Genomic DNA, 15,939 nt, shown 5'->3' with positions numbered 1-15,939 from the left:
CGGCAAGCCATCGGCGAATCCGGACCAATACCAACCATGCGCTCGGCATTGACTCTTCTCTCGCTGCTCGTGCTGGTGGCGGGATGCGGCGACAACGCCCCCAGGGGGTGACGGGTCGCTGAGCGCGCTACACCCTCGTCATCCCGACCAGCGGTTCGAGTACGTCCAGCGCCGAACGCCGGGTCAGCGACTCGTGGAACCGCTGGTTGCGGTACCCGCGCAGGCAGCCGTAGCACGAGGTCTCCACACCGCAGTCGCAGTCGCGGACCCGGTCGCGGGCCGCCGCGACGACACCGCCCAGGGACTCGGCGATGCGCAGGACCCCACCCGCACCACCGGGAACGGTGTCGAACAGGACGATCCCGGTTCCCCCTCCCGGGCGCGGGTGGAGGGTGCCGTCGATGTCGTCGCGGCTGAGTTCCAACCGCTCGGCCGCGCCTTCGAGCAGGGCGTACAGCAGCGACCGCCAAGCGCCTTCGTCCGTCACCGGCGGCCCGGCCAGTGGGCCGAAGGTGATGTCCATCAGATCGGTCTCGTACGGGTGGGCGAGCGACCGCTGCCGCATCGGCCCCGCGCAGTCGGTACCGCGGAGCAGGTGTTGGTGGGTCGTCTTCTTCCCGTCGACCGCGCGACCGGCGCCGCACCAGTCGCAGATCAGGTAACCCGCGCGGTGCGGGCCTTCGGACAACGCGATCAACCGCCCGCGTGAGCCGGCCACGACGTCCAGGGAAACGCCGCGCGGCGCCAGCCAGGTGGCCGTGGTGGTCGCCTCGGCCGCCAGGGCGCGGACGTGGGTGGCCCCGTTCCAACTGCGCTTCGGGGGCGTGGTGGTGGTCCGACGCGGCTCGGGCTCGGCGACGAAGCCGAACTCCGGGACGTAGTACCGCCGCGGCGCGCGGCCGGCCACCACCGAGCACGACGGGCACGTCGGGTCGATGTCCTCCTCGCCCTCCCAGTAGTGCCGGCAGTGCTCGCACACGAAGTAGTGCTTGCCGATCAGCTCACGGTCGGGCAGCCGGTACACGCCGCCCGAACGCCACAGGTGACCGCCGGCCACGACCTCGCCGCCGGGCGCGTACTCGTGGATGGCCGCGGACAGGTCGCGGGTGAGTTCCAGCCGACGACCGACCGGGGAGCTGGAGTAGGTGGTGCGCAGCTCGACGGTGTCGACGGGGAACCCGTACTTGGGCAACACGTTGCGGTTGGCGAGGAAACCCAGCAGGTCCCTCTTGACGAGCGTGTTGATCGCCATCTCGTAGCGCTGGACCAGATAGCCCTTCCGGTCGTCGAACGCCTGCCGCCTGCGCTCCTCGAAGACCTCCACGTCCTGCACGAGCTGGACGCGGACCTCGTCCAGCAGCTTGGCCAGTTCGTCCACCCACGCGCCGGTGTCGACGCCGATCTCGGCGCGCACCCGGTCGGGCAGGACGCTCACCAGCGACCGGTGGACCTCGGGCGGCACGGGTGTGAGGAAGTCCCGGACCCGGGTGGACGGCGACCGGTCACCCCGGAAGAAGTCGCCCGCGGTCGACCACGTCTCGCCGGCGGTCCGCTTGGCGTGCCGGAAGAACGCCGACAACGCGATCGAGTGGGCGTGCCGGCGGTCGATCCGCTCGTTGCCCAGCGGCACGTGCGGCGCCCTGGTCCGCCCCGCGATCATCGAGGTCGGATCGGCGTAGCGGGTGAGGTCGTGCGACCGGCGTTGGGCGTAGGTCACCACCAGCGCCGCCGAGTCGGTGCGACGGCCGGCGCGACCGGCGCGCTGCACGTAGTTCGCGGTCGTGGGAGGCATGTTCCGCAGCACGACGGATTGCAGTTCGCCCACGTCCACGCCCAGCTCGAAGGTGGTCGAGCAGGACAGGACGTTGACCTGCCCGTTGACGAAGCGCTGCTGGATGTCGGCCGCGTCCTGGCTGGTCCACTGCGCGGTGTGCTCCAAGGCCACCATGGGCACGGGGTTCATCGTCGTGTAGAGCAGCCGGTAGTGGTTGTCGTCCTCGGCGACGGGCGGGACGGTGAACGGCCGCAAACGGCCCGTGCAGCCGAGCGTGGGGCACACGTCGCGCACGGAGAACGCCGTGATCCGCCGGCACAGGTCGCAACGGTGCACGGGGCGGTCCACCGGGGCCAGGTGCAGCCAGGTGTGGTCGATCCGGCGGACCACGCCGAGCCCGCGCACGGTTTCGGGGACCAGCCAGCCGTCCCGCCGGGCGGTGAGCAGTTTCCAGCACCCGCGCAGCAGTTCGGTGGCGTCCAGGTCCGAGCCCAGGGCACGCAGCACGCGCCCGGCGTAGTCGAGCCGGCGGTTCACCCCCCGCGTGGGCAGCCAGCTGAGCACCTTCCGCTTGCGCTCCGCACCGTCCTCCCGGACGTACACGGGACCCCGTCGCGGATCGAACGCCTCGTCCGCGGGATCGACACCGTCCGGCATGGACAGGACGCCCTGCTGACGCAGGCTGCGCAGCAGTTCCTCCAGGAACGCCCACCCCTCGTCCTCGGTGAGCCCGAGGGACCGCAGCGCCGGGGGCAGTGGCCACCCCCGGTCCATCGTGACCCGCAGCAGACCCAGGCCCTCCAGGGACTGCCGGTCGTCGGTGGCCACCAGCTCCTGCGTGATCCACAGCAGGACGTCCCGCTCGCGCTCCTGGCGGGACGTCCGGCGCGGGAACACACCCGCGCGGTCGGCGGCTTTCGCCACGTGGAACGCCAGGTCGCCGATGCTGATCGGATCACCGTCCCGCGCCGCCGCGGCGAGCCCGCGCAGCAGCAGCGCGCGGTGCTGGATGCCCGAGTAGCTGGTCTCCAGGTAGGGCGCGAAGAACGCGGCGGCCTGCCTGCTGTCGCTGAACGTCAGCAGCTTGCGGCCTGCACCGGGTTGATCGGCCTGGTCGTCGTCGGGCGCGGGCGGCTGCGCCTGGTAGAGCGCGGTCGTCAGAACCGAGACCGCCGCGTCGTTGCCGCTCTCGAACAAGCGCACCACACCCGACCGACCACGCGCTCCGCACGAGGCGCACCCGCTGGGTGATTCCTCGTGGGTGTCGAGCAGGCGAACGGGCCAGAGCAGGTCGCCCGCGCAGCCGGCCCGGCCGCACTCGGCGCGCGGGGCGGTGTGGAGCCCACCGCACGCCACGCACAGCAACCGGTCCTGGGCGGTGAGCGCGGGCGTGTCCTCCAGCGCGTCGTCGTCCTGGTCGACCGCCATCGGGGCGTCGCCGAGCAGCAGCCAGCCCCGCCTGCCCTCGCCGGCCGTGCGCGGGACGAACCGGTCGCCGGTGACCACCGTGCCGCTCAGGTGGACCGCGCCGCACCGCTTGCAGGCGCCGAACTCGAACATCGCGCCTTCGCAGGACGGGCACGTCTCGTGCCTGCCGAGCGCCACGTGCGGACCGGCGGAGGTCAGGCAGGTGAACGCGCCCTCGGTGGCGCGGGCGAACAGGTGGTAGCGCGCCGACAGCACCGGGGAGCCGGCGTTGTCGCGGACCCCGCTGCCCGCGGTGACCATCGCCGCCACGACCTCGCCCGGCCGTCGTCCGGCGGGCAGCGGTTCGTCGGGCAGCAGGTCGTCGGCGAGCGCGTCCAGCGTGCCGGGGCCGCGGGCCAGCGCGGCACGCAGCCGGGCCATGCCGAGTTCGTGGGCCAACGCGGTACCGGCGTCGTCCGCGGCGAACCCGTGCTCCTCGGCCAGCCGCAACACCTCCGCCGCGGGATCGGCCGCACCGGCGAGGTCGAGGTAGGCCGAACCCGGCAGCGGTCCCCAGAACGGGCCTTCCGGCGCCTCCACCCTGGCGGCACGCACCAGGTCCTGCCGGTCCGGGTCGTCGTCCACCCAGTCGAAGGGGGCGTCGAACAGCTTGGTCGCGAAGCCCGTGACCTTGACCGGGTCGTCGCCGACGGTCGCGCTCGTGGCGATGCACTGCACGGGTTCCCCGGGGGCCACCCGGTCCCGCAGCCTCCGCAGCAGCATCGCGACCTCGGCGGCCTTGGCCCCGTCGTAGACGTGGGCCTCGTCCAGCACGACGTACCGCCAGGTCCGCCCCTCGAACAGCTCCAGGTCGGCGGGCCGCAGCAGCAGGTACTCCAGCATCGCGTAGTTCGTCAGCAGCAGGTGCGGTGGTCGTGCCCGCATCTCCTCGCGGCTGAGCAGTTCGTTGGGCAGGCGGGGTTCCCCGGGGTTGAGCGCTTCGAAGGACTCGACGCCGCGGCGGGCGCTGTCCGGGGTGTCGCCGGTGTACCGGCCGAAGGTGATGGCCGGGGTGTCCGCCAGCAGGCCCCGCAGCCGCTTGAGCTGGTCGTTGGCCAGGGCGTTCATCGGGTACAGCAGCAGGGCGCGCACACCCGCTCCGAGCGTGCCACGCGCGTGCTCCGCGACCAGCGAGTCCAGGACGGGCAGCAGGAAGCTCTCGGTCTTGCCGGACCCGGTACCGGTGGCCACCACGACGTTGCGTCCCCGCGCGACCTTGCGCAGCGCCTCCTCCTGGTGCCGGTAGAGCGGGCGGTCGAGGGGCAGCGCCAGGTCCGCGAAGGACGGTGCGAGGACCCCGCGGTCGATCAGCTCGCGCAGGGTGGCGCCCGTGGCGTACGGCGGCGTGGCCTCCAGCAACGGCCCCTTGGCGAGCACCGGGCTTTCGGCGATCTCCCGGGCCAACGCGCTCGCGATGCGTGGTTCCCGGACCGGCAGCAGCGACCCCAGGTACCGGCGGTAGCTCTCGACGACGAACTCACTGGTCCCCAGTGAGTCCAGGGTGCGGCTCACCCTGCTCCCCCTCCGCGCGTGCGATCAACAACTCGGCCACCACCAGGTCGAGCACCGCCATCTCGGGCGCGATCCCGGCCAGCTCCGCCCACGTCTGCCGGAACTCCCGCTCGACGGCCACGCACGCCGGCACACCACGCGCGGCCAGGCGCGCGACGACGGCGAACGCCGCCGACAACGCCGGGATGCCCCACCACCCGGTCCGGCCCGGCGGCGGGGTGCGTGCGGCGACCTGGGCACGCAGCACCGGTCGGTCCGCCACCAGTTCCACCAGGCCCGGCAACCACGTCGTGGTCGACCGGCCCACGTCCCGGACGCGGTCGTCGTCGCGCCGGTCGAACAGCCTGCGGGCGGCGACCGCCCTGCTGTCGGCGTCCAGCAGCCCGTGGGGCACCACCCGGGCGGCCCGCCACACGCCTTCCAACTGCTGCACGGGCATGGTGGTCAGCGCGGCCGTCTCGGGACCGAACCTGCCCACGCCCGCGTGGGGGTCCCGTCCCTCCGCGACGATGACGTCGACGCAGTCACCGCACTGGCGGCGGGCGGCGTCGAGCCAGTCCTCGTCGGCCGCGGCGGCGACCAGGACACCGGCCAGCGGGGACAGCGACCAGAGCCGCCGGGCCGCCTCGGCGTGGTGACCGCCGGGCACGCCGGACGACGCCAACCCCGCCGAGATCACCGCGGTCGCGGTCTGCTCCGGGGACAGGCGCAGCGCCACCAGGGCTTCGAGCGCGTCGATGGTGCTGCGGCGCAACGGTTCCGCGCAGGTCTCCCGGAACGCGGCGACATCGCGCGCGGCACGCAGCCGGGGCGCGAGGTGGATCAACGCCCAGAGCCGGCGCAGGTCGCGGATGTCCGCCGGGAACGGGCCGACACCCGCCACAAACCGGGACAACGCCTCCTCTTCCGGGTCCTCGCCGACCAGGTGTCCCTCGCCGGGCACCACGACGAACTGCTCCGGCCAGTCGGGCCACTCGGCGGGCACCCAGGGGTCGTCCACGCGCAGCTCGACCAGCAGCGGTCCCGCGTGCCGCAACTCCGCGGGCAACGGGATGTCGCCGGCGACCGGCACCGCGGTCGGACCACGCCACGGCGCCGTCGTCGCGTAGATGCCGGCGGTGAGACCTTCCACCAACACCGGCTCGACCAGCCGGAGGTGCTCCTCCACGCGCCGGACACCCCGCGCCAGGCGGCGGGGCCGGATCGACGCCACGCGCACCGACGTCCCGCCGAGGTCGAGCGCCAGTTCGGCGCTGTGGTGCTCGGCGACGGTGTCCGCGATGCGGACCAGGTCGTAGCGGGCCGTGCCCCGGGACCGACCGCTGGGCGGCACGGTCTGCACGACCGCTCCCGACACGACCACGCGCAGCGGCGGGACCTCGCCGACGCCGGGCACGCGCACCAGCAGCACACCGGGGTGGTCGGCGAACAGGTCCGCGGCGATGCGCAGCGGCCCGGCCGACCAGGCCAGCGACTGGTCCGCCTGCTCGTGCATCACCTGGAGGTGCGGCGGCGTGACCACCAGGGGCTCGGTCTCGGTCCCGGTGCGGTACTCCACGACACCGGCACGCACCTCGGGGGCGAAGTCGAGCGCACCCGGCACCGCTCCGGCCCCGACCGGCGCGACCAGTTCCGCCCGGCCGCGCACCAGGCCGCGGCCGGCGAACACGCGCGCCGCCGGCGCGAAGCGACTGCCCAGCCCCTCCGCGACGAACACCGTGCGGCTCACGCCGCGACCGAGCGGGCCGCGCACCGTGATGTCGAACGAGCCCAGCACCGGACGCGGCAGGTCGTCCCACACGCCGGTGACGGAGTGCGGTGCCCGGACCGTGCGGGTCGTGGACAGCACGGGCGTGTCGTCACCGCTGCGTCGCAGTTCGACGGTCCACGTCGTCTCCGCGTCCGCACGGCCCGGCAGCCAGATCGCGGGGAGGTCGGCGTGCACCGGGGTGCCGTAGGGGGTGGTGACACCCGCGACCGGGCCGCCCACCTCGATCCGGGGTCGCGGGTAACCGCGGACGAAGCGCCGCGTGGCCGTGATGCCCGCCAGCTCCAGGGACCGGACGTCGGCCAGGCGCACCTGCCGGAGCCGCCAGCCCGTCCAGCCGAGTGGGAGCTGCCCCTCGACGGTGATCCGGAGAGGACCGTCCGCGACCAGTTCGTACTCGTCGGGGTGGACCAGCCAGACGTCGTCGGGCGGCAGGGGAATGCTCGCCGCGAGGCGTCGGCCGTCGGCCGTGAAGGCCAGGAGCGGGGACTTGGCGTCGACGACCGTCAGCTCCGTCCGGTCACCGCTGCCCTCCCGCGCGGCGACCACGGTGCGGACCGGCTGCAACAACGTGAAGGCGGCGGGTGGCACCGATTCCGCCACCCCTTCCCACGGTGCCTGGCTGCGCACCGTGCGCGTGACGCCGTCCGCGGTCACCGCCCACAGGGCCGCGCCGTCGACCGCGTCACCGGTCGCGGGCAGGATCACCTCGATACCGCGGCCGAACGGGTCGAGCCCGATACGCGGCCGTTCCACGCGGCGGTGGCTGCCGGACCGGACGCTCAAACCGCCGCTGGAGGCCAGTTCCCGGGCCCGTACCACCACTCGCGCCGGTAAGCCCGCGTTGTCCGGGGTCGGGTCACCGAGCCGGTCCAGCAGGTCGAAGGTGCGGCCGAGGAAGTCCAGCGCGTAGTCGCTGCCGTGCTCGAGGAAGCGGCGGGCGGGCACGTCCAGCACGTCGAGCCGCGTGGGCACCGCGGTCGCCCAGTCGAGGAAGCCCTCGGGGTCGAGGTCCGGGTCGATGGCCCGGCGCTGGGCGACGAGGCGGAAGTAGTCGTCCAGGCAGTAGTTCGGGATGCCGGTGTGCATGAGAACCGGACCCACGTACTTCGTGCGCATCTCGGGGAAGTCCGGCATCCCCAGGTGCCGGACCGCGGTGTGGAACCCCTGGCCCCAGAAGGTCCGGTCCTGCTGCTCGCCGTCGTACCCCAGGTTCCGCCACACCTCGGGCCACAGCTCGCCCTGGCGGTACTCGCGGGCGGCGATCCCGGTGAGGGCCACGGCGACGCAGGCGGGCCACCGCGCGAACACGCGATCCGGGTGGCCCCGTGAGCGCCACTTGGCGTACACCCGCCCCAGCGCCTTGGCCGCCTGCCGGGCGTGCTCGTCCTTGACCTCCAGCTCGGCCACGAGCGAACACCCGCGAAGCCGCGCCGACCACTGCTTCTCGCGGAGGTCGAGCAACTCGTCGGCAGTGACTCGAGGAGGAGGCGCACCACCAGCCGCGTCCCGCTCCACGACCACCGGCGCCTCCTCACGCGGTCACGGCTGTCGTAAGTCCATCGCCCGAGCGCCCCTCCCGTTACATATCACATCCGCGGCAGCAGGCGGCACCCCGTGCACGCACCAGGATTCCGATCGAAGCCCTGACTGTCCACTTTGGACTTCGGTTCGTCGTGCCACCCCTGAGCCGTAGACTCCGGCGGTCAACGCCGACGAGGTTCGGCCGTTGCGCGCGCCTGCGGGAGGAGATCACATGCAGGAGCCTTCGGATTCGGTGAGAACCGCCGAGCCTGAGGAGAACGGCCGGGGCGATACCACCGACGCGCCTGTGGCGGACGGCCCCATTTCGGATCCGGGCATCGACTCGACTACGGCGTCGACGGTCCTGGTGGAGGTGCTCCCGGGGGTGGCCGTCATCGCCGGTGAGGTCCCTCCGGAGCTGAAGCCCGACCTGATCGACTTCGGGATCGTGCCGGCTGCCGACCGCAAGCAGATCTCAGCGATCCTCGCCTCGATCGGGAACGCGACGACCGCAGTCGGCAATCTCGGGAACGCGTTCGCCGGCGTGCAGGGGCTCTACAGGATCGGCGCCACGACACAGGCCCTGCTGAACAACGGCGCGACGCTCGCGGTCAAGGACGGCGGAAACCTGGGAGCGGTGACGGTGTCCGGCCGCATCGTGCACCAGGCCCGCTTCTACTCCGTGAGCGCGGTGAGCAAGGCGCGAGTCGCGGCCTTGATCGGGCCGGCGCTGGCCATGGTCGGCCTCCAGGTGATGCTGAGTCAGATCTCGGGCCTCGTCAGGACCAACCTCGCGGTGACGAATCAGATCCTCACCACCACCCGCAAGGGTCAGTGGGCCGAACTGACAGGGCTCGTCGCCGCCATCAACCGCGCGGTCGACCAGGCACGAGAGATCGAGTCGGTCCCGACGTCCTTGTGGGACGACGTCGCAGGCAGCGGACCGTTGTTGCAGAAGCAGCTCGAGCTTTACCAGGGGAACATCCGCGACCACGTGAGGCAGATCGGTCAGGCCGACGCACGCGGCCATCGTGAGTATCTCCAGACGAACGCCGAGGCGATCGCCTTCGACGTCCACGCCCTCCTGTCTTCCCTCGAAGCATGGACCGGGTATCACGCGCTTCGCGCGGCAAGGGCGAGAGCCGCTGGACGAGAAGACGCCGCCGAAGCGCACTACGCCGAGGTCATCGCGCGCGACACCCGCGCGGAGTTCGACGTCACCCTCGCCGAGGCGACGAGCATCGCCGACGCGCTGACCCGAGAGCTGCGGATCACCGCCGAACTCCGCGGCCCCGACACGTGGCCGCTGCCGGGGAAGCGGAAGGACGTGAAGGCAGCCCGCGAAGTCTCCGCCCGGCTCCTGGAGGTGATCGAGCCCCTTGCCGATGCCCTCCATCCGCCGGCCCCACCGCTGGAAGCCGCGGACGTCGTCTGCGCACCCGGATCACTGGAGCCAGAGCCCTACCTCCGCATTCTGCGATGGCTCCTGGACGACGACGAGACCCTGCGCGTCCTCGGCTTCCCCGACCAGCTCGACCCCCTCAGCCCCATCTCCGCGATCGTCGACGGAGCGAAGGAGAAGTTGGCGACAGCGAGGGCCGCGGCTAGGACGCTGGTCGCCGTCACGGACCGCCGCATCATCACGGCCAAGGCGAGCACATTCCTGGAGCAAGCCGAGATCCGCCAAGACATCCCGATCGACCAGGTGCGATACGTCCGAACAACTACCGCACAAGGTAGAAGGTCACGCTCGGCGATCGACCTCATCACGCGCGACGAGAACATCCGGTGGCTCTTCCACATCGACATCGACGACACCCAAGTGCACGCGCTCGCCGCCGTGCTGGCCGAATCGATGACGATCCCCGACGCTGAACGCGATGAGCTTCAACGGCGGCGCTACGCCTCCACTGAGGCGAGCGAGAGTGCCGGCACCACGCCTACCGAACCGGCTGGATCCCAGATAACGACCTGACCACCACTCCCCTGTGATCAGTGCCCGCGGGTGCTGACCTCAACCGCCGAACACGCGGTCCCCGCGCGCGGTATGGAACTCGACTCGCACCGGAAATACCGCGGCCAACCTCTCAGCCAACCGCCCACCCCGCTCGTGCCACGCCGCCGTGGTCGCCTCGTCCGGAAATCCGGAATCCATCGGGTCGTCCGGGTCGTAGACGGTCTGGAACTCGTCGTCCCACGCGTTGATCGCCGCGACGAGGTCGGCAGGCACGCCGAAAATCGTCCGCCAACCGCTCGGCCGAGTAGTTCGCCGGAATCGGGTCACCGTCCTTGCGCACCCACAGCGGGTCGGTGCCCCACTCAGGTGCCAACCGAACCGAGACCACGCCGTTCATCGTCCCCACCCCCGGTAGTTCCCATCGGTCTCCGCTCGTGGGTCAGAGCGACCCGGCTTTGGACGTTCGGCTCCCCACCTGGACGGCGGGAACGGAGGTGAACCGGACGTCCGTGCCCTCCCCCGTCACGGTGACCGACACTCGATCCCCCACGGTCGAGCGCGAACCGACGTTCACCGGCCGGGTCGGCGATCCCCTCGACGTTGCCGTCCGGTCGGTACCGCCAGCTGCGGTGGGTGATCGGTTGCTTGGCCGCGACGACCTGACCGGTCAGCTGGTGCGCGGGCGACCACGGCTGGGTGACGGTGAGCTCGCCCAGGCTCCGCTCAATCTGGCGGCCAGCGGATCGTGCTGGAGGGCGAGGCTGCCGCCGGTCGCGTGCAGCGCCACCGGGCTGCCCGCCGCGTCGTACTCCCAGGCGGAGGTCACGCCCACCGCGGTCTCGCGGAACACACGCCTGCCTACGGCGTCGAAACCGGATCGGACGGTACGTCCGGCGACGGTTTCGGCCAGCACGCGCCCGCGGGCGTCCCGTTCGTAGACGACCTCGGTGTCCGGGTTGGTCGCCCGGACCACGCGACCGCAGGGGACGCGGTCGAAGGTGGCCGTGCCGGTCGGTGTGTGCTTGGCAACCACGTCGCCGTGAACGTCGCGCTCGTAGACCGTCTCGTCCATGCCGTTGGTGCGGGTGGACAGCCTGCCGGCGGCGTCATGGGTGTAGGTGAGCACCCGGCCGTCGAAGTCGACCTCCCGCCGCAGGCGACCTGCGCCGTCGTACTCGTAGCGCCGGCTCAACCTGTGCGGGCCGACGACCTCGACGAGTCGCAGCTCCGTGTCGTATGTGTACGACGTGCGAGCACCGTCCAAAGTGGTGGGGGCCGCCGGGAGGTCGAAGAAGGTGAACTCCGTGCGGGTGACCTGCCCGAGCGCGTCGACGTGCTCGACCCGGTTGCCCTCGCCGTCGTAGCGCCACTGCTCGGTGCTACCGTCGGGGCGGGTGCGCCAACAGCCTGCCTTCCACGGTCCAGCTGTACCGGGTGGTACCGCCGAGCGCGTCGGTCGTGGCGGCGACACGGCCGAAGGCGTCTCGCTGGTGTCGGGTGGTGGCACCGAGCGGGTCGGTGATCGCGGTGATCAGCCCGACGTCGTCCGTCTCGTACCGCGTGACGTTGCCGAGCGGGTCGATTGTGCGGTCGAGGTGGCCGCGTTCGTCGTACTCGAACCTCGTGGTGGCACCCGCCGGGTCCGTTTCGACCACCAGGTTGCCGTGGGCGTCGTACTCGCGCAGCCACCTGCCGCCCGCGGGATCGGTGACCTCTGTCGCCAGGCCCGCGCCGGCGTAGGCGGCGGTGACCGTCGTCCCGTCCGGCCTGGTGACCGTTACCGATGGTCGTGGTGGCGCGACCCTCGTCGTCGGAACGGGCTTTGAAGGCCCCGATGAAGCGGTTCACCCGGCACACCATCACCACGCCGAAGGCGCTCCGGACCGCGTTGGCGACCGTCCGGCGGGACGGCTACGCCATCTCGGACCGGCAGATCGAGACGATCACCTACTCGATGGCCGCCCCGGTGCACGGCCCGAACGGCGACGTGGTGGCCGCCGTCTCCGTGGTGGTGCCGATCGAGACCCGCACCGACACCGTGCCGCCCGCCGTGCGGGCCGGTGGCCGGGCTATTTCACGCGCGCTGGGCCGACGCACGCCGTAGCGGGACCACCGACGTCCGCGCGGCGGCGAGGGCGGCGAACTCGGCCTGCTGCTCCGGGGTCATGAGGTTCTTGGGCAGCGGGACGGCCTGCGACTTGGTGAACATCAGGTACCAGACGTCGGGCTTCTCCACGACCCGCGCCAGCGTCTCCCAGTGGTACCGCATCTGGGCCAGCGGGTACGCGATGCTCACCCACTGGTCGTCGATCACCAGGTTGAACGCGGCCCGAGTGGCGGACCACTGCGCCTCCAGCGCCTGGGCGGCCGTGACCCGCCCGATGCGGAACACCAGCAGGGGGCCGAGGATCACACAGACGATCCCCACCACCTTGTCGATCGTCGTCAGGGTCAGCATGGCGACGCCAAGCGCGACGAGCACCGCGCCCAGCACGTAGAGCCGGTTGAGCTGCGGACGGAGCAGGAACCGGGTCGTGCGCTCGAACAGGCGCTCGTCGTAAGGCACCGTGATCGTCATGGACACCGGCACACCTTAATACGAATGACTTTCGCGGCTGCCAGGGCGAGCGCATCCCCCGCCTGCACGGGTTCGAGCCCTCCGATCAGCTCGCCGACTGCCACGAAACGGGGGTGGTCAGTGGGCAAGCGTGGACCCGCACCCAAGCCCACGTCGCTGCGCGTGCCGCACGGTGACCGCCCCGACCGGATCAACACCCGCGAGCCGGTCCCACCCGATGCCGAGGTCGAACCGCCGGACCGGCTGTCCGACCCGGCCCGCGCGATCCGGGACCGGCTCGCACCCGGACTGGTCGCCCGCAAGGTGCTGACCGTCCGGGACGCCGACGCCTTCGCCATCCTGTGCCAAGCGCCGGCCCGCTACCGCGAGGCCACCACCCTGCTCAACAGCTCGGCCCTGCTCGTGCAGGGATCGGGCGGGCTGGTGAAGAACCCGGTACTGGCGATCCAGTCCGAGGCCGAGCGCCCCTTCCTCCAGTTCGCCGCACGCTTCGGCATGACCCCGTCCGATCGCCGGGCGGTCAAGGCCGAGGTGGGCGGTGGCCTCGACCAGAACCACAACGGCCCGGACCGCCTCCTCGGCTAAGCCCCGCGCCAACCCCAAGCGCACCCAGACCCGCTCGCGCACCGGCACCGCTACGCCCCGAACAACCACCACGACACCCAATCGCGGGGCGCGGTTGCCGGTGTGCGGGCATCAGTTCGACGGCCGCACCTGCCGCAAGCGCGGCGAGCACCTGTGCGTGCCACGCGCGGATCACGCGGTGGCCTTCGCGCAGGAAATCTGCGTCCACACCAAAGACCGCTGGGCCAGGCGGCCGTTCATCCTCGCCAACTGGCAGCGCGAGGACATCGTCAAGCCCTTGTTCGGCGAGGTCCGCTGCTGGCGTTCGCGGTGCTCCACATGCTCGTGGGCGACGGCGTCGAGTCCGCCGAGATCTACGGCTGCGCCCGCGACACCGACCAGGCCCGCCTGGTCTTCAACGTCGCCGCCCGCATGGTCGCGCTGTCCCCGGTGCTATCGCGGCGACTGCGGGTCATCGAGCACTCCGCGCGGATCGTGGACCGCAAGACCAACTCGGTGTACGCGGTCGTCCCGGCCGACGCGCTGGGCAACCCGGGTTCCAACCCGTCCGCCGTGATCTTCGATGAGGTCCTGACCCAGCCCAACGGCGATTTCTGGACCGCCATGCGGACTGGCATGGGCACCCGGCTTGAGCCGCTGTTGATCGCGGCCACCACCGCGGGCAACGACCCGACCAGCTTCGCCAAGACCGAGCACGACGAGCCCGCCCAGCTGCGGGAAGCCTTCGCCCGGCGCCCGGCCTGGGGCGGCCTCGACCTCGCATCCAAGGTGGACCTGACCGCGTGGTGCTTGGTCGTCCCGGACGGCATCGACGGCCACGCCTCCGTGCTGTGGCGGTTCTGGCTCCCGGAGTCGGCCGTGGAGTTCCTGGACGAACGCACCGACGGCAAGGGCAGCCGATGGGCCGAACAGGGCTGGCTCACCGTCACCGACGGAGAGGTCATCGACTACGACCGGGTGGAAGACGACATCACCGCCGACACCGGCCTGCTGCGCGTCGCCGATATCTCCTACGACGAGTGATCCGGCGAACCCGTCCGCCAACGCCTCGAACGGCGGACCGGCGTGCCGATGTTCCCGGTGGCACAGACCTACGAGGGCATGACCCACGGCATGAACAAACTGATGGCCCTGACCCGCTCGCGCAGCTGGTCCCACCACGGCAACCCCGTCGCCGAGTGGTGCTTCGACGCGGTGGAGGTCCGACACCCACCCGGTGAACCCGACCTGATCCGCCCGGACAAGCCCGAGCGCGGCAAGACCGGCCGACGCATCGACGCGGTCCCCACGGCCGCGATGGCGGTCGGCGGCTGGAAACTGCGCGGCTCGAAGCCGCGGAAGTCGGGGCGGATGGTGGTGATGGGTTGACGATCTCCACGAGGTTCACACTGTCCCCGGTCCAGTGGGTGTCGCGGTTGGCGCGGCTGCACAACGCGCTGCTGCCCGAGCTGGAGCTATACGACGCCTACTACGAGGGCGAACAGCCCTCGTAGTACATGCACCCGGAACTGATCCGCCGCCTGGACGGCCGCGTGCGCCAGGTCGTGATCAACTGGCCGCAGTTGATCGTGGACGCGCTCGACGAGCGCTTGGACGTCACCGGGTTCAAGTCGGGTGGGGAGCAGGCGACCGACGCGGAGCTGTGGCACATCTGGCAGGCCAACCGCCTGGACCTGCTGTCCGAGCAGGCTCGAGGAGCGGCGCGACGAACACGGCATGGGCCACGTTCCCGTGGTGCCCATCGTCAACCGCCCGCGCACCCGTCGCCGTCGCACCGCGCCGCCCCGGCTGGGGCGCTCGGAGTTGGCCGCGGTGCTGCCGCTGTCCGACGCCGCCTGCAAGGTCGCCACGGACATGATGATCAGCGGCGAGTACCACGCGATGCCGCGCCGCTACGCCCTTGGGTTCGACAAGGAAGATTTCGTTGACGCGCAGGGGAACACGCTCACGCCGTGGGAGGCGGTCGCGGGTGTCCTGAACCTGCGCGACACCGTGACCCTGCTCGAAGAGCTGGAAGAGTGCGGCGTGGCCTTCCGGTCCGCGACCGAGCCCTTCGACACCTCCACCCCGATCGGCCGGATGCTGGCCATGTTCGCCCAGTTCGAGCGGCACCTGATCGTGGGCCGGGTCACCTCGGACATGGAACGCAGAGCCGAACAGGGCAAGTGGAAGGGAGGCCCGCCGCCACCCGGCTACGACGTCGACCCCCAGACCGACAAGCTCGTGATCAACGAGGCCGAGGCGATCCTCGTCCGGCTCATCTTCGGCCTCTACACCAAGGACCGGCTCAGGTCCAAGACCATCTCCCACACCCTCCACGAACGCGGCCACCGCAACACGCAACGCTCACTGCGCGAACGGGAAGCTGAACTCGCCGAAGAGCTGGAGAGCGAGCCCGTCATGCCCGACGCGGCCAGCCTCAACGAAGTCCAGCAGCACATCACCGAGGTACTGAACGCGGGCAATCCCAACCAACGCAAGGCGCTGGTGGAGACCTTCGTCGTCAAGATCAAGATCACCGGCCCCGGCCGCATGACACCGGTAATCCCACACAAGCCAAAGGGGCGGAACCCGGCTTTTACCGGAATCCGCCCCTAGAGGTGTTCGTGCTAATAATCGTTTGGTGGAGCTGAGGGGACTCGAACCCCTGACCCTCACACTGCCAGTGTGATGCGCTACCAGCTGCGCCACAGCCCCGTGCCTGCACGTTTCCCGGCGTCCCCGCCGTTGTCGTGTGGCAATACCGTACAACATGCCACCACGCAGATGGAAAT

General features: G+C 71.3%; 12 protein-coding genes and 1 tRNA gene. 6 read left to right on the top strand and 7 right to left on the bottom strand.

The genetic code is table 11. The features are described from left to right. Nucleotides 1-127: 127 nt before the first annotated feature. Nucleotides 128-4,753: a DEAD/DEAH box helicase family protein gene (locus tag KZQ38_RS25800; RefSeq protein WP_219445303.1), complete on the bottom strand. Its 4,626-nt coding sequence runs from the start codon at nt 4,751-4,753 to the stop codon at nt 128-130. After that, nucleotides 4,719-8,045, bottom strand: a complete 3,327-nt coding sequence (locus KZQ38_RS25795) for a hypothetical protein (RefSeq protein WP_219445301.1) — start codon at nt 8,043-8,045, stop codon at nt 4,719-4,721. Before KZQ38_RS25795 ends, KZQ38_RS25800 begins: the two co-directional genes overlap by 35 nt. A 232-nt stretch (nt 8,046-8,277) precedes the next feature. On the opposite strand from KZQ38_RS25795, the gene KZQ38_RS25790 reads away from it, so the two are divergent. After that, nucleotides 8,278-10,020, top strand: a complete 1,743-nt coding sequence (locus tag KZQ38_RS25790; RefSeq protein WP_219445299.1) for a hypothetical protein — start codon at nt 8,278-8,280, stop codon at nt 10,018-10,020. A gap of 39 nt (nt 10,021-10,059) precedes the next feature. Here the strand turns inward: KZQ38_RS25790 and KZQ38_RS25785 are convergent, their stop codons facing one another. From KZQ38_RS25785 to KZQ38_RS37610, 3 genes are all read right to left on the bottom strand, one after another. Further along, nucleotides 10,060-10,275 carry an immunity protein CdiI family protein gene (locus tag KZQ38_RS25785; RefSeq protein WP_219445297.1) on the bottom strand — a complete coding sequence of 72 codons (216 nt, stop codon included), beginning with the start codon at nt 10,273-10,275 and terminating at the stop codon, nt 10,060-10,062. Nucleotides 10,276-10,669: 394 nt separating this feature from the next. Beyond that, the gene (locus tag KZQ38_RS25780) at nt 10,670-11,266 is read right to left on the bottom strand and encodes a hypothetical protein (protein WP_219445296.1); all 597 of its coding nucleotides are present in this window, start codon (nt 11,264-11,266) and stop codon (nt 10,670-10,672) included. 115 nt (nt 11,267-11,381) lie between these two features. Then, nucleotides 11,382-11,657, bottom strand: a complete 276-nt coding sequence (locus tag KZQ38_RS37610) for an RHS repeat domain-containing protein (protein WP_219445294.1) — start codon at nt 11,655-11,657, stop codon at nt 11,382-11,384. Between the two features lie 179 nt (nt 11,658-11,836). Here KZQ38_RS37610 and KZQ38_RS25770 point away from each other — a divergent pair, with 179 nt between their 5' ends. Continuing rightward, a complete protein-coding gene (locus KZQ38_RS25770; RefSeq protein ID WP_257902262.1) occupies nt 11,837-12,106 on the top strand; it encodes an IclR family transcriptional regulator domain-containing protein in 270 nt (89 codons plus the stop codon). On the opposite strand, the gene KZQ38_RS25765 is transcribed toward KZQ38_RS25770, so the two are convergent. Next, complete coding sequence (locus KZQ38_RS25765) at nt 12,077-12,580, bottom strand: YcxB family protein (protein ID WP_219445290.1); 504 nt, start codon at nt 12,578-12,580, stop codon at nt 12,077-12,079. The two genes, KZQ38_RS25770 and KZQ38_RS25765, sit on opposite strands and share 30 nt — an antisense overlap. A 120-nt stretch (nt 12,581-12,700) precedes the next feature. Here KZQ38_RS25765 and KZQ38_RS25760 point away from each other — a divergent pair, with 120 nt between their 5' ends. The 4 genes from KZQ38_RS25760 to KZQ38_RS25750 all read left to right on the top strand — a co-directional run bounded on the left by KZQ38_RS25760 (nt 12,701) and on the right by KZQ38_RS25750 (nt 15,763). Then, nucleotides 12,701-13,165: a phage terminase small subunit P27 family gene (locus KZQ38_RS25760; protein WP_219445288.1), complete on the top strand. Its 465-nt coding sequence runs from the start codon at nt 12,701-12,703 to the stop codon at nt 13,163-13,165. A 318-nt stretch (nt 13,166-13,483) separates the two neighbouring features. After that, complete coding sequence (locus KZQ38_RS36460) at nt 13,484-14,188, top strand: terminase large subunit domain-containing protein (protein WP_257902261.1); 705 nt, start codon at nt 13,484-13,486, stop codon at nt 14,186-14,188. Nucleotides 14,189-14,245: 57 nt separating this feature from the next. Further along, nucleotides 14,246-14,533, top strand: coding sequence for a hypothetical protein (locus tag KZQ38_RS36455; protein WP_257902260.1), 288 nt, complete (start codon nt 14,246-14,248; stop codon nt 14,531-14,533). A 366-nt stretch (nt 14,534-14,899) separates the two neighbouring features. Next, nucleotides 14,900-15,763 (top strand): recombinase family protein, encoded by an 864-nt coding sequence (locus tag KZQ38_RS25750; RefSeq protein WP_308258594.1) that lies wholly within the window; start codon nt 14,900-14,902, stop codon nt 15,761-15,763. 23 nt (nt 15,764-15,786) lie between these two features. On the opposite strand, the gene KZQ38_RS25745 is transcribed toward KZQ38_RS25750, so the two are convergent. Beyond that, a tRNA-Ala gene (locus KZQ38_RS25745) sits at nt 15,787-15,862 on the bottom strand. Between the last annotated feature and the right edge of the window lie 77 nt (nt 15,863-15,939).

The sequence above is a fragment of the Saccharothrix obliqua genome, from assembly GCF_019375475.1.
GTDB lineage: Bacteria > Actinomycetota > Actinomycetes > Mycobacteriales > Pseudonocardiaceae > Actinosynnema > Actinosynnema obliqua.
This window is presented reverse-complemented; position numbering and strand designations above follow the sequence as displayed.

Bases quoted from the DNA above. Each gene is read 5' to 3' on its own strand.
- KZQ38_RS25790 (WP_219445299.1), top strand. From the start codon at position 8,278: ATGCAGGAGCCTTCGGATTCGGTGAGAACCGCCGAGCCTGAGGAGAAC.
- KZQ38_RS25770 (WP_257902262.1), top strand. From the start codon at position 11,837: ATGAAGCGGTTCACCCGGCACACCATCACCACGCCGAAGGCGCTCCGG.
- KZQ38_RS25765 (WP_219445290.1), bottom strand. From the start codon at position 12,580: ATGACGATCACGGTGCCTTACGACGAGCGCCTGTTCGAGCGCACGACC.
- KZQ38_RS36460 (WP_257902261.1), top strand. From the start codon at position 13,484: ATGCTCGTGGGCGACGGCGTCGAGTCCGCCGAGATCTACGGCTGCGCC.